We start from the raw sequence: 12,856 nt of genomic DNA on the forward strand, positions 1-12,856 counted from the left end.
TCATGGTCTTTCAATGCCGGTCCGGCGACGAGGTGCGAACGTGTTTTCTCTGAAGAAATCAATGGGATGGAGGGTGTGGGGTGCGTCGGCGCTGGCGCTGGGCGTGCTGGTGGCGGGCTGCTCCAAGCAGACCAGCGAGCCAGTCGCCTCCGCCAGTGCGGCCACCGACCAACCCGTGCAGGGTGGCACGCTGGTGTATCTGGAGCAGCAGGCCCACACCAACCTGTACCCGCCGGCAGGGGGCTTCTACCCGAACGGCGGCATCCTCAACCAGATCACCGACAAGCTTACCTACCAGGACCCCAAGACCCTGGAGATCCAGCCCTGGATCGCCGAGTCGTGGGAGGTGAACCCTACCGCCACCGAGTACACCTTCAAGCTGAAGAAAGGCGTGACCTTCTCGGACGGCACTCCGCTGGATGCCGCCGCTGTGGCCAGGAACTACGACACCTACGGTCTGGGCAACAAGGAGCTCAAGCTGCCTGTGTCCGAAGTCATCAACAACTACGAACGCAGTGAGGTGGTCGACCCGCTCACCGTCAAGTTCTACTTCAAGAAGCCATCGCCCGGCTTCCTGCAGGGCACATCCGTCATCGGCTCGGGCCTGGTGTCGCTGGCTACCCTGGCACGGCCGTTTGAAGAGCTGGGCGATGCGACCAAGATCATCGGCTCCGGGCCCTTCGTGGTGACGGCCGAGACGCTGGGCAAGGAGCTCACGCTCACCGCCCGCAAGGACTACGCATGGGGTCCCGCCAAGCACGCCCACCAGGGCCGTGCGCGCCTCGACGAGATCAAGCTCATCGTCACGCCCGAGGACAGCGTGCGCATCGGTGCGCTGCTGTCGGGCCAGGCGGGCTTCATCCGCCAGGTGCAGGCCTATGACGAAAAGCGCGTGCAAGACCAGAAGTTCGAGATCTACGCGCCCTCCACGCGCGGCGTGAACAACAGCGTGGTCTTTCGCCCCGACAACGCGCTGGTGGCCGATGTGAAGGTGCGCCAGGCGCTGCTGCACGCCACCAACACGAAGGAGATCGTGCAGACCCTGTTCTCGGCCAACTACCCGCAGGCCACCTCGGTCATCGCGTCCACGGCTTTGGGCTATGTGAACCTGTCGATCAAGCTGGGCTACGACGAGGCCAAGGCCAAGCAGTTGCTGGACGACGCCGGCTGGAAGCTCAATGCCAACGGCCTGCGCGAGAAGGACGGCAAGGAGCTGGTGCTGGCCGCCTACGAATCGCTGCCACAGCCGCAGAACAAGGAAACCCTGCAGCTCGTGGCCCAGCAGTGGGCCAAGGTGGGCGTCAAGCTCAACGTGCTGGCGGGCGACTCTGGCAGCCGCACCGTGGACAGCCTCGATCCCGAAAAGACCCCTGTCGCCCCCGGCATGGTGGGCCGCGCCGACCCCGACGTGATCAAGAGCAACTACTACCCCACCAACCGCAACGTGCTGCTGCAAAAGGGTGGGGTGAGCAGCAAGGTCAAGTCGTTCGAAGACACGAAGCTCAACGGCTTGCTCGATGCCATTGCTGCCGAGACCGATCCGGCCAAACGGCTCGCGTTCACGGCCGACGTACAGAACTACCTGATCGACCAGGCCTATGTGATCCCGGTGTTCGAAGAGCCGCAGGCCTTTGCGGGTGCGCCTTCGGTGAAGGGTGTGGAGTTTGAGGCAGTGGGCCGCCCCAGCTTCTACGGCACCTGGGTCGCTGCAAAACACTGACCTTTTGACGGCGCCGGTTTCGCAGGCCCAGAGCCCTTTGCAGCACAAGGAATGATCGATATGTTCATCAAGTACCTCGCCAACCGCACCGGGCAGGCCCTGCTGGTGCTGTGGGCCGCCTTCACGGCGTCGTTCGTGCTGCTTCAGCTGTTGCCGGGTGATGCGATCTTGATCAAGTTCCTGAACCCCGAACTGGGCCTGGGCCCGCGGGAGATCGCCGACATCCGCGCAGCCTATGGGGCCGACACGTCGGTGTGGCAGCAGTACCAACACACGCTGCTGGGCTTCCTCAGTGGCAACTTCGGTTACTCGGTACAGGCGGGCGTGCCGGTGAGCCAGGGCTTGGCCACCAACCTGCCGCCCACGCTGCGCCTGGCGGGGCTGGGTTTTGCGGCGGCGCTGCTGCTGGCGGTGGTGCTGGCCTTTGCCTCGCAGCTCACGCGCTGGGGCTGGCTGCGCTCGGCGCTGCAGTCGCTGCCTTCGCTGTTTATCTCGGTGCCGGTGTTCTGGCTGGGGATCATGCTGATCCAGGTGGTGTCGTTCCGCCTGGGGTGGATTCCGGTGATCAACCCCGGCAAGTGGCAGGGCCTGGTGCTGCCCACCCTCACGCTCGCCATTCCCATCGCCGCGCCGCTGGCGCAGATCCTGATCCGCAACATCGACGAGGTACTCACCCAGCCTTTCGTGGCCGTGGCGCGCGCCAAGGGCGCCACACGCCAGTGGGTGTTGTGGAAACACGTGGCGCGCAACGCGGTGCTGCCCACGCTGACGATTGCGGGCGTGCTGTTTGGCGAGCTGCTGGCGGGTGCTGTGGTGACCGAGGCAGTGTTCGGCCTCAACGGCCTGGGCAGCCTCACGCAGCAGGCGGTGGGCAACCAGGACACCGCCGTGCTGCAGGCGGTGGTGGTGGTCTCGGCCACGGCCTTCGTGTTCATCAACCTGGTGGTGGACCTGCTCTACCCCGTGTTCGACCCCCGCCTGCGTTCGCGCCTGGGCACCTGAGGAGATCCCGCATGACCACCACGTCTTCGACCGCCAGCCTGGGCGCTTTCACAGGTACCGCACAGCCGACCCTACACCGCTTTGAGCGTGCCGTGGCGGCGCCTGCTGCTGTCGTGGTGCCCACGGTGCCTATCCCTGCCGCCCCGCCGCCGCGCGCGCACAGTGGCAAATGGGGCCGCCGCCTGGTGCAGCGCGCGCGCAGGGCACCCATCAGCCTGTGGCTGGCCTGGGGCGTTCTTGCGCTGGTGGCGCTGTGGGCCGTCGCGCCCGGTGCCTTCACCAGCTACAGCGCCACGGTGGGCGTGGCCGGCCAGCAACTGCAGGCGCCGTCGGCTGCGCACTGGCTGGGCACGGATGCGCTGGGGCGCGACGGCTATGCGCGGCTGGTGTTCGGTGCGGTGCATTCGCTGTCAGGCGCATTCCTGGCGGTGGCCGTGGGGCTGGTGCTGGGCACGCTGCTGGGCGTGCTGGCCGGGTCCATCGGCGGCTGGGTGGAGGACGTGATCATGCGCACCGTCGATGTGCTGCTGTCGGTGCCGTCGCTGCTGCTGTCGCTCTCCATCATCATCATCCTGGGCTTCGGCACGCTGAACGCGGCGGTGGCCGTGGGCGTGGCGTCGGTGGCCAGCTTTGCGCGGCTCACACGGTCCGAGGTGGTGCGTGTGCGCCGCTCCGAATATGTGGAGGCCGCGTTCGGCAGCGGCGGGCGCTTCGGCGCCGTGCTGTGGCGCCACGTGCTGCCCAACTCGCTGACCTCGGTGATCGCGATGGCGGCGCTGCAGTTCGGCTCGGCCATCCTGTCGATCTCGACGCTGGGCTTCCTCGGCTACGGCGCGCCGCCCCCCACGCCCGAGTGGGGCCTGCTCATCGCGGAAGGGCGCAACTACATCTCGACGGCGTGGTGGCTCACCACCGTGCCGGGGCTGGTGGTGGTGGCGGTGGTGCTGGCGGCCAACCGCATCAGCGCGGCACTGACGAAGGGGCGCACATGACCACCATCGCCCATGCCGTTGCAAAGCCTCCGGTGCTGGAGGTGGAGAACCTCACCATCGCCTACCGCGACAAGGACCACGAGCAGCGCGTCGTGCACGGCGTGTCGTTCGCGATCGCGCCTGGCGAGGTCGTGGCGCTGGTGGGCGAGTCCGGCTCGGGCAAGACCACCACTGCGCAGGCCCTGATCGGGCTGCTCGCCGACAACGGCCGGGTGGAGCGTGGCGCGATTCGCCTGAACGGTACGGACGTCGCCGGCTGGTCGCCCGACCGCTTCGACAGCGTGCGCGGCCGCGTGGTGAGCCTCATCCCGCAGGACCCGACCAGCTCGCTCAACCCCGTGCGCACGGTGGGCGAGCAGGTGGGCGAGATCCTGAAAATCCACCGCTTTGGCGACCGCCAGGCCATCGCGCGGCGCGTGGTCGAGCTGCTGGCCAAGGTGGGCCTGTCGCAGCCCGAGCTGCGTGCGCGGCAGTACCCGCACGAGCTGTCGGGCGGCATGAAGCAGCGCGTGCTGATCGCCATTGCCATTGCGTTGCAGCCTGCGCTCATCATTGCCGACGAGCCCACCAGTGCGCTCGACGTGACGGTGCAGCGGCGCATCCTCGACCTCATCGACGAACTGCGCAGCGAGTTCGGCACCGCCGTGCTGCTGGTCACGCACGACCTGGGCGTGGCGGCCGACCGGGCCAACCGGCTGGTGGTGCTGCAGGGCGGGCGCATCCAGGAGCAGGGCGACACGGCCAGCGTGCTGCGCAACCCGCACAGCGCCTACACGCGCAAGCTGCTGGCCGATGCGCCGTCGCTCTCGCAGGGCGCGTTTCGCCCGGTCCGTGCCGCCGCCGCCAACGACACGCCCGAGCGGCCCGAGGACTTCGCCATCGTGGTGGATGGCCTGGTGCACGATTTCGACGTGGCCGGGCGCAAGGATCCGTTCCGCGCGGTGGACGGCGTGTCGTTCCGCGTGCGGCGCGGCACCACACACGCCGTCGTGGGCGAGTCGGGCTCGGGCAAGACCACCACCATCCGCGACGTGGTGGGCTTTCGCCAGCCCACGGCGGGCCGCATCGTCATCGAAGGCACGGACCTCACCACCCTGCGCGGCGAGGCGCTGCGGCAGTTCCGCCGCACGGTGCAGCTGGTCTACCAGAATCCGTTCAGCTCGCTGGACCCGCGCCAGACCATCTTCCAGATCATCGAGGAGCCCCTGCTCAATTTCGACCCGCTGCCCGCCGCCGAGCGCGCGCAGCGCGTGCACGACATCCTGGCCCGCGTGGGCCTGCCGCCCGCCGTGCTGGAGCGCCGCCCGTTGGCTCTGTCAGGCGGCCAGCGCCAGCGTGTGGCCATTGCGCGCGCACTCGTCCTGCAACCCCGCGTGCTGGTGCTCGACGAGGCCGTATCGGCCCTGGACGTGACCGTGCAGGCGCAAATCCTGGCGCTGCTGGACACCCTGCAGCGCGACCTGGGCCTGACCTACCTTTTTATCTCGCACGACCTCGCCGTGGTGCGCCAGATCGCAGACACCGTCTCGGTACTGCAGGCCGGCCGCCAGGTGGACGCGGGCCGCGTGGAAGACGTGTTCCTGCGCCCCGGCAGCGACTACACGCGTGAACTCATTGCAGCCATCCCCGGAAAGAAGAACCATCACCATGACCCTATCGACCCCTTCTCTCACCAAGCGCCTGGGCTTTTTCAGCAGGCTGCTTGACGACGTGCCAGCCGGTGAACGCTACCGGCTGGTGACCGAGCAGATCGCCCATGCCGAGGCCTTCGGCTTCGACTCTGCCTGGGTGGCGCAGCACCACTTTCACGAGCACGAAGGCGGCCTGCCCTCTCCCTTCGTCTTCCTGGCCCATGTGGCGGCGCGCACGCGGCGCATCCGCTTGGGCACCGGCATCGTGACCCTGCCCATGGAAAACGCAGTGCGCGTGGCCGAGGACGCCATCGTGCTCGACCTGCTTTCGGGCGGGCGCCTGGAGCTGGGCGTGGGCACGGGCGGCACGCCCGAGTCGTTCGCGGCCTTCGGCATCACCAGCGATGACCGCAGCGCGGTGTATGCGCGCCACCTGGCCCTGGTGCGTGAGGCCTGGGCTGGTCGTCCCCTGCCCGGTGGCGACCGGCTGTACCCGGCGGCCGAGCAGCTGCTGGGCCGCATCTGGCAGGCCACGTTCTCGGTGGCGGGCGGCGAGCGCGCGGGGCAGGCGGGCGACGGGCTCATGCTGTCGCGCACCCAGCCGCGCACGGTCGAGGCGCCCGGCGCCTCGCTGTCCGACCTGCAGCACCCCATCATCGATGCCTACCTGGCCGCACTGCCCGGCGGCGCCACGCCGCGCATCGTCGGCTCGCGCAGCCTGTTCGTGGCCGACGACCGCAAGGAAGCCTTGAGGCTGGCCGACGTGGGCCTGCGTCGTTCGGTGGCACGTTTTGCGGCAGCTACGCAGCTTGGGCAGGCCAATCGCCCGGGGCCCGATGCGCCGCTGGAGACCCTGATCGCCGCCTACGACGTGCACGTGGGCACGCCCGACGACGTGATTGCCTCGCTGCAGGCCGACACGGCGCTGGCGCGCACCACCGACATCGTGTTCCAGGTGCATTCGGTGGACCCGCCACATGCGCACATCCTGCGCTCCATCGAACTCACGGCCACCCACGTCGCACCGGCGCTGGGCTGGGTGCGCAAACAGCCTGGCAACGCCACTGCCGCATCCGTGGCCCTTCCTTCTTCCGCAACCCTTACCGAGGCCTTTGCATGAGCCAAGCCAACCCATCCCCCCCGCTGAGCCACACGTTGCCCGATGTGATCGACCTGCTCGTGGGCATCGAGCCCGGCGACCCCCTGGACTCCATCCGCCGTCACCGCCTGGAGGCGCGCACCCATGCGCAGGAGAGCTACCGCGCGCTGTTTGCACCCACCGCGCCGGCCCCGGGCACCGTCACGCTGGCCGAGCGCCTGGCGGTCGCGGCCTTCGTCGCGGGCCTGCACCAGCAGGCGGGCGCCGCGGCGTTCTATGCCGCCGCGCTGGTGGCGCAGGACGCGGGTGCGGGGCTTGCCCAGGCGATTGCAGCCGAGGTCAGCCGGGGCGCGGCGCAGGGCCCGTACGGCCACTACCCCGCCGGCCCGCTGAGCCGCGAAAACACCGACGGCCCGGCCTACGCCGTGGGCGAGGCGCAGCGCACCGTGCTGGGCGCGCGGCTGTCGGCGGGCCTGGCGCACGCGCACCTGCTGACCTTCCACCCGCGCGACGCGAGCCCCGAGGCCTTGCAGGCGCTGCTGGACGCGGGCTGGTCGGCCACCGACATCGTGATCCTGTCGCAGCTGGTGGCGTTCCTGTCGTTCCAGATCCGCGTGGTGGTGGGCCTGCGTGTGCTTGCAGCGCATCCGGCACCTGCCACGCCGTCATCCACCCCCCACACCGCAGAGGCCCAGCCATGAGCGATACCGCCGTCATCACCCACCCCGGCAACCACGAACCCACGGCCTTCACGCAGGCGCAGCTCGAATGGCTGCCCTGGCTGCCGCCGTTGGCCGAGGACGAGTTGACCGAGCGCCACTATGCCGGCTTGGTGGACGCGGCACGTGCCAAGTCGCCGTACTTTCGCCTGCTGGCGCGCGACCCGGACACGCTGGGCGCACGCACCCGCACCGACAAGGACATCTTCTACAACCCGGATGCCGGCCTGCCCCGGGCGGAGCGCGAGCTGTCGGCCACGGCCACGTCGCGCTCCAACGGCTGCATCTACTGCGCGTCGGTCCATGCGCGTTTTGCCTCGCACTTCTCGCACCGCCAGGCCGATGTGCAGCGCCTGCTGGACGAGGGTGTCGGGGCGGATCTGGACCCGCGCTGGAACGCCATCGTCGGGGCGTCGGTGGCGCTCACCACCACACCCGCGGCGCTGGACGGCACGCACATCGACAACCTGCGCGCTGCAGGGCTGGATGACTTCGCGATCTCCGACGCACTGCACGGCGCGGCGTTCTTCAACTGGGCGAACCGTCTGATGCTGTCGCTGGGGGAGCCGCAGTTGCAGGTGGGCGGCTAGGCGGACTCATTGCGCAGGGCGCTGTCTGCAATGAAGTCCTGGCGGTCGGATGCCAAGGTGCTTGCTGGGCCGGCCCAGCAAGCCCTCGGAACCTTGTCGTCCATTCTCGGAGGGCATAGAGGTTTGTCCTTGTCACCAGCTCCAATGGCATGGAGATTGCAATAGTCACAGCTGTTGCCCTGCTTTGCGCCCTGCCGCCTTTCCCGATCCGCGGCGCGCACGGACTTCTCAGTTCGTGCAGAAGATCCCAAGGCCGTAGCAGCCAGTTCGCACGGTGCGGTCATTGGCTGGAGGCGTCTCTAGCCAATGACCAATGTTTGCTTTCCGAGGAGAGAAGCAATCCCTGGTCGTTAACGCTCGACCTTTACGTCAGGGACTGTGATGAAACGCCTGCTGCCGGGAAGGCTCTTTCAGGACTTGAGTCCGCTTCTCACCTTGTTTCGCAACGGCTCAATCATTCGGTCTGCAATTTCGGACAATGCATAAGAAATTGCAATGATTGGAAGTAGGGAAACTGTGAACAAGAGTAATCCTCGGTGCTGTCCATCCAGGAACACTTGGCCCACTACGAAGCCAACGACCCAATGTGTAAGAAATACCGGATACGCGAGATCGCCGAGCCGTTTATCCCATAGGCTGATTGGAGCATCGCTTGATGGTGGGCGAATATTGGTGCAGAGAAAAATGGCGAGCGAGCAGAGGTTGATATAGGAAAATAACTCAAAAAATCGACTGTTCAAACCTCCCATGAAACCACAGAGTACCAGATTGCCTAGCCAGATAGTGCATGAAAATCTGCTCAAATATATTATTTGCTGTCGGCGTAGGACAATTATAGAGTTCTGGAAAAAATAGATGATTGCCCCCACGGAAAATGGCAAAAGAGCAGCATAAAAGGGTGAATAGCGTTGTCCCCAGCCTGCCCCACTCAGAAAGCTTGCAAGATGGTACGTGAAAGCGACCAAAAATAATAAAATTGCCAGCGCTCTGCTTCTGGCCCCAATCGCCCAGAGTATAAAATAATTAATTAATTCGACCGCAACAGACCAAGTGGGAGGTACCAGGCGGAAAGATGAGTTATAGAATTCAAAAGGGATGATCAGACTATTTCCGAGAATATCTATCCATCTTGTTTGAAGCTTCCATGCGGGGTGAAATTCGCTTGCGTTATTCGAGAAAGCAATGATGAACGCAGTGACTATCGCCACAATATAGTAGATGGGGAAGAGGCGTAAAAATCTGTTGAGTGCGAAGGCTGAGAGGCGGAAATGGTATGTCTCATTTAAAATCAAAGTAATGAGATAACCCGATATCATGTAAAAGCCAAAGACGGCGAAGCCACCCCAATGCGAGAAAAATGGCATGCCACCGGTTAAATGGGCTATGACAACAAATAGAGCAAGCAAAAAACGCAACGATCCAAGCATGGGGGAATTTAGATGAAGTGACCTCGAGAGGTTTGGATCGGATCAGACCACGGGACAACCAGTGGGGGACCTTGCCAGGTCGAGAAACTCTTGTGCAGCGCGAGAATGGAAGGATCGTCATGCTCCACAAGCTTGACCACAGTTGCTGCGAGCATTCACAGTGCAGCGGGGCACCCCACGGTCTCAATGTGCACGGCGCGGTGATTCTGGATAGATATCTCACCTACCCAGCTTTATGCGACCAATGTGCCTTGCCTGCAAACTGCGCACCGCGTTGATCAAGAAGAGGACGCGGTTTTTGCCATTTTTTGGCAAAAAGCTTGAGCAGGGATTCCCCATCCGGAGTGAAGATGGGAAATGCCCTGGACAAACTCAACATTTTTAGAAATGCGGGATGCTTCCTGTGGGCGTGCCGTTCACCACATTGCCACTTACCATATTGTCACCAAAAGACAAAAGACTACCACCCATATTGTTATAGCCAGCGTTGTTGGCAACTATTGTGGAGCCGCGCAAGTAAGTCACGCCACCGCGGGTGGTGATACCGTCCGTGTAGCCTCGAACAGATACATCGCTGATGGTTGAAATGGAGTTGGCTGCCCCAACGTGGATACCGGTGGTGCCAGCGAGGGTGGTTCCGTTCGTCATTCGCACATTACGGATATCCATTCGGCCATTCACAACCGTAGTGAGCATGTTGATACCGTTGGTGAAGCCTGAAATCGTGCAGTCTTCTACAACGACATACCGGGCTGCCAAGTATCTAACTGCATTAAGGGGGTTGTTAGGGCTTGCTGCGCCCGTGAAACTAAGTCCCCGCAATATTACAACATCGGTAGCGGCAGCATTAATTACAACTCCGTTCTGGCCAGCGCCAGAAATCAAGATGCCTGCAATATGCCCCCCGCCGTTGATGGTGATGGATTTGGTGATGGTGACGCCACCATAACCCGCGTCATCCATGGCATTGATTTCGCCGCCCGCCGCTGTTTTACTGATGGCCCCGGCAAATGTCTTGCAGGGTGCGGTTCGGCTGCAGGGGTTTACGTCGTCGCCGACGCCTGATACCCAGGTTCGTGTTGCTTGCGCGTACACCGAGGAACTCAGTCCCATCAAGAGCGCGACCGACAGCAATGCTCCCCATTTTGAGAAAGACTTTTTCATGTTGATCTCTTTCGTTTAGTCTGAACATGAACCAACCGCTGATAGATCGTGCTGATTGACTGGCACCACGTTCCTGCGCGGGGGTTGGCAAACCCGCGCAGAAACGAGTGTATTGATTTGTATCCCTCAGTACAACGAAATATCAGCGGGCTCGGCCTCACCAGCCAATGGCCCAGCGGGTGCCTCGCGTCCTTGCGGCGGCGGCTTGCGCAACTTTGTTCAGCTCAGCCCAACAATCCCTTGGGCACCTTGTCCGACTTCTTTTCGACGGGGTTGGCCAGCAGCCAGTTGGCCGCGTACTGGCGCATGAACTCCTTGGCCTTTTCGGGGCGGGCTGTCAGCCATGCGTCGTAGGCGCCTTCGTTCAGGATGGCGGGCATGCTTTTCTCGCTGCCTGGCTGGCCGTAGCGGTGCAGCAGCGCGTGGTTGTTGGCGTTCACCGTGAGCAGGCAGTAGCTGACGATTACCTCGCCGTCGCTGCCTTGCCAGCGTGCCCACAGGCCTGCCACGCCCATGGGTTTGCCGTCCACGCGGGCGATGCGGGTGGGCACGGCCTTGCCGCTGCGCAGGTCGTCTTCATAGAACGCCGCCATGGGCACGATGCAGCGCTGGCCGCCCAGCCACGCGTCGCGGAACGCTGTGCCGGTGGAGGCGGTATCGGACTTGGCGTTGACGAGTTTGGGCGCACGCAGCTTGGCGTCCGACGCCGACTTGACCCAGTGCGGCACCAGGCCCCACTGCGCGGGTATGAGCACGCGCTCGGTGTTGGATTCGGGCGCTTCTGTGGGGGCATCTGCCAGGGCATGGGTTTCGACATCGGTTGTCGCCTTGGCCACTGTCGGCTGGGAGATGGCCGCAGCCGTGGTTGCGTGCACGATGAAAAAGCCCGGCTTTCGGGGCCACAGGTGGCGTTCACCCAGGGCCTCGGGGGGGTCGACCGCAAACGCCTCGCGGTAGGTCTCAGCGTGGGGCAGGGTTTCGTAGTGGGTGCTCATGGGGCGATGGTAGCGCTTGGTGCCCGGGTTTTTGGGATGAAATATGGCTCTGGCGCTTGTTTTATAAGCGCTATCAGCTATAAAAATAGAAGCAACTACAGGTCCATGCATTGCCCGCCCAGTGCGACCCTGACATGCATCAAGCCGGTTGTCACCTGCGTTGTGACGCGCCTTGGCGGTGTTTTCACAATGCCCCCATGGACTTCGCACCCTCGCCCCTGGCCCGTGAAATGCACGAACGCCTCACCGCGTTCATCGACCGCTATCTGCTGCCGTACAACGCCGCATGGCATGCGGCGTTGTTGGCGGGCGACTACCCGCCCCCGTTTCTGGAAGACCTCAAGGCCCTGGCCCGCGAGGAAGGCCTGTGGAACCTGTTCCTGCCCACGCTGCAGAGCGACGAGCCGGGCACGCGCCTGTCCAACCTCGACTACGCGCCGCTGGCCGAGGCCATGGGCCGTCTGCCCTGGGCGGCCGAGGTGTTCAACTGCCACGCGCCGGACACCGGCAACATCGAGCTGCTGCACCGCTTTGCCACACCCGCGCAGCGCACCGCATGGCTCACGCCGCTGCTGGAGGGGCGCATGCGCTCGGCCTTTGCCATGAGCGAGCCCGATGTGGCGTCGTCCGACCCCACCAACCTGCAGACCACGGTGCGGCGCGAAGGCGATGATCTGGTGCTCAGCGGCCGCAAGTGGTTTATCACCGGCGCGGCACACCCGTACTGCAGGCTGCTCATCGTGCTGTGCCGCAATGCCGATGGCGATGCGGCGATCAGCAGCCACGCCCGCCACAGCATGGTGCTGGTGCCTGCCGACGCGCCGGGCGTGCAGATCGTGCGCAACATCAGCGTGTTGCACCACCATGCGCCCGAGGGGCATTGCGAGATCCTGCTGCAGGGCGTGCGCGTGCCGGCTGGCCACCTGCTGGGCGACTGGGGGGCGGGTTTTGCCATGGCGCAGGCGCGCCTGGGGCCGGGGCGGGTGCACCACTGCATGCGCACCATCGGCCAGTGCGAGCTGGCCTTGCGCCTGGCCGCTGAGCGTGCGCTGGAGCGCACGGCGTTTGGCAAGCCGCTGGCAGAGCAGGCCAATGTGCAGGAATGGCTGGCGGAATCGCGCATCGAGATCGACCAGGCACGGTTGCTTGTGCTGCACGCGGCCTGGTTGCTGGACCGGGGCAACGCCGTGGATGCCCGGCAGGTGCGTGCGCAGGTCGCCGCCATCAAGGTGGTGGCCGCGCGCTTGCAGCAGAGGGTGGTGGACCGGGCCATGCAGATCTTTGGCGCCATGGGCCTTTCGCCCGACACGCCGCTGGCGGCGTTCTGGACCTGGGGCCGCGCGCTGCGGCTTATGGACGGCCCGGACGAGGTGCACCTGCGCACCGTGGCGCGCCAGGAGCTGCGCCAGGCGCGCGAGCAGCTCGGTGCATTGGTGGCCTACTTCACCACCCCGGAGCAAATGTGCGCGCCGCCACGCCTGAGTGCTTGAGCGCCTGAACCGGCCTGGGCGCGAGGA

General features: G+C 64.9%; 11 protein-coding genes. 8 read left to right on the forward strand and 3 right to left on the reverse strand.

Annotated features, from left to right (window positions below; all coding sequences use genetic code 11):
• Nucleotides 1–61: 61 nt before the first annotated feature.
• Genes IB243_RS10995 through IB243_RS11025 form a run of 7 tightly spaced genes read left to right on the forward strand, consistent with a single transcriptional unit; the run spans nucleotide 62 to nucleotide 7,753 of the window.
• Nucleotides 62–1,720 carry a TIGR04028 family ABC transporter substrate-binding protein gene (locus IB243_RS10995; protein WP_225584887.1) on the forward strand — a complete coding sequence of 553 codons (1,659 nt, stop codon included), beginning with the start codon at nucleotides 62–64 and terminating at the stop codon, nucleotides 1,718–1,720.
• A 60-nt stretch (nucleotides 1,721–1,780) separates the two neighbouring features.
• Entirely contained in the window at nucleotides 1,781–2,722 is a 942-nt protein-coding gene (locus IB243_RS11000) for an ABC transporter permease (protein WP_192427420.1), read from the forward strand.
• 11 nt (nucleotides 2,723–2,733) lie between these two features.
• The gene (locus IB243_RS11005; RefSeq protein ID WP_192426967.1) at nucleotides 2,734–3,714 is read left to right on the forward strand and encodes an ABC transporter permease; all 981 of its coding nucleotides are present in this window, start codon (nucleotides 2,734–2,736) and stop codon (nucleotides 3,712–3,714) included.
• Nucleotides 3,711–5,420, forward strand: a complete 1,710-nt coding sequence (locus IB243_RS11010; protein WP_192426969.1) for an ABC transporter ATP-binding protein — start codon at nucleotides 3,711–3,713, stop codon at nucleotides 5,418–5,420. Before IB243_RS11005 ends, IB243_RS11010 begins: the two co-directional genes overlap by 4 nt.
• Nucleotides 5,362–6,465 carry a putative FMN-dependent luciferase-like monooxygenase gene (locus tag IB243_RS11015; RefSeq protein WP_192426971.1) on the forward strand — a complete coding sequence of 368 codons (1,104 nt, stop codon included), beginning with the start codon at nucleotides 5,362–5,364 and terminating at the stop codon, nucleotides 6,463–6,465. Before IB243_RS11010 ends, IB243_RS11015 begins: the two co-directional genes overlap by 59 nt.
• Nucleotides 6,462–7,145: a CMD domain protein gene (locus IB243_RS11020; protein WP_192426973.1), complete on the forward strand. Its 684-nt coding sequence runs from the start codon at nucleotides 6,462–6,464 to the stop codon at nucleotides 7,143–7,145. Before IB243_RS11015 ends, IB243_RS11020 begins: the two co-directional genes overlap by 4 nt.
• Nucleotides 7,142–7,753 (forward strand): alkylhydroperoxidase domain protein, encoded by a 612-nt coding sequence (locus IB243_RS11025; RefSeq protein ID WP_192426975.1) that lies wholly within the window; start codon nucleotides 7,142–7,144, stop codon nucleotides 7,751–7,753. Before IB243_RS11020 ends, IB243_RS11025 begins: the two co-directional genes overlap by 4 nt.
• A gap of 410 nt (nucleotides 7,754–8,163) precedes the next feature.
• Here the strand turns inward: IB243_RS11025 and IB243_RS11030 are convergent, their stop codons facing one another.
• The 3 genes from IB243_RS11030 to IB243_RS11040 all read right to left on the reverse strand — a co-directional run bounded on the left by IB243_RS11030 (nucleotide 8,164) and on the right by IB243_RS11040 (nucleotide 11,339).
• Complete coding sequence (locus tag IB243_RS11030; RefSeq protein ID WP_192426977.1) at nucleotides 8,164–9,180, reverse strand: acyltransferase; 1,017 nt, start codon at nucleotides 9,178–9,180, stop codon at nucleotides 8,164–8,166.
• A gap of 381 nt (nucleotides 9,181–9,561) precedes the next feature.
• Entirely contained in the window at nucleotides 9,562–10,344 is a 783-nt protein-coding gene (locus IB243_RS11035) for a hypothetical protein (RefSeq protein WP_192426978.1), read from the reverse strand.
• Between the two features lie 224 nt (nucleotides 10,345–10,568).
• Nucleotides 10,569–11,339: an SOS response-associated peptidase gene (locus tag IB243_RS11040; protein WP_192426980.1), complete on the reverse strand. Its 771-nt coding sequence runs from the start codon at nucleotides 11,337–11,339 to the stop codon at nucleotides 10,569–10,571.
• 197 nt (nucleotides 11,340–11,536) lie between these two features.
• Between IB243_RS11040 and IB243_RS11045 the strand changes: the two genes are divergently transcribed.
• Nucleotides 11,537–12,829 (forward strand): acyl-CoA dehydrogenase family protein, encoded by a 1,293-nt coding sequence (locus IB243_RS11045; protein ID WP_192426982.1) that lies wholly within the window; start codon nucleotides 11,537–11,539, stop codon nucleotides 12,827–12,829.
• The last annotated feature ends 27 nt before the right edge of the window (nucleotides 12,830–12,856 follow it).

Source organism: Acidovorax sp. ACV01, assembly GCF_014851495.1.
Lineage (GTDB): Bacteria > Pseudomonadota > Gammaproteobacteria > Burkholderiales > Burkholderiaceae_C > Acidovorax > Acidovorax radicis.

What these genes read in the sequence shown, in the direction of transcription:
- IB243_RS10995 (WP_225584887.1), top strand. Translation starts at nt 62, where the DNA reads ATGGGATGGAGGGTGTGGGGTGCGTCGGCGCTGGCGCTGGGCGTGCTG.
- IB243_RS11000 (WP_192427420.1), top strand. Translation starts at nt 1,781, where the DNA reads ATGTTCATCAAGTACCTCGCCAACCGCACCGGGCAGGCCCTGCTGGTG.
- IB243_RS11005 (WP_192426967.1), top strand. Translation starts at nt 2,734, where the DNA reads ATGACCACCACGTCTTCGACCGCCAGCCTGGGCGCTTTCACAGGTACC.
- IB243_RS11010 (WP_192426969.1), top strand. Translation starts at nt 3,711, where the DNA reads ATGACCACCATCGCCCATGCCGTTGCAAAGCCTCCGGTGCTGGAGGTG.
- IB243_RS11015 (WP_192426971.1), top strand. Translation starts at nt 5,362, where the DNA reads ATGACCCTATCGACCCCTTCTCTCACCAAGCGCCTGGGCTTTTTCAGC.
- IB243_RS11020 (WP_192426973.1), top strand. Translation starts at nt 6,462, where the DNA reads ATGAGCCAAGCCAACCCATCCCCCCCGCTGAGCCACACGTTGCCCGAT.
- IB243_RS11025 (WP_192426975.1), top strand. Translation starts at nt 7,142, where the DNA reads ATGAGCGATACCGCCGTCATCACCCACCCCGGCAACCACGAACCCACG.
- IB243_RS11030 (WP_192426977.1), bottom strand. Translation starts at nt 9,180, where the DNA reads ATGCTTGGATCGTTGCGTTTTTTGCTTGCTCTATTTGTTGTCATAGCC.
- IB243_RS11035 (WP_192426978.1), bottom strand. Translation starts at nt 10,344, where the DNA reads ATGAAAAAGTCTTTCTCAAAATGGGGAGCATTGCTGTCGGTCGCGCTC.
- IB243_RS11040 (WP_192426980.1), bottom strand. Translation starts at nt 11,339, where the DNA reads ATGAGCACCCACTACGAAACCCTGCCCCACGCTGAGACCTACCGCGAG.
- IB243_RS11045 (WP_192426982.1), top strand. Translation starts at nt 11,537, where the DNA reads ATGGACTTCGCACCCTCGCCCCTGGCCCGTGAAATGCACGAACGCCTC.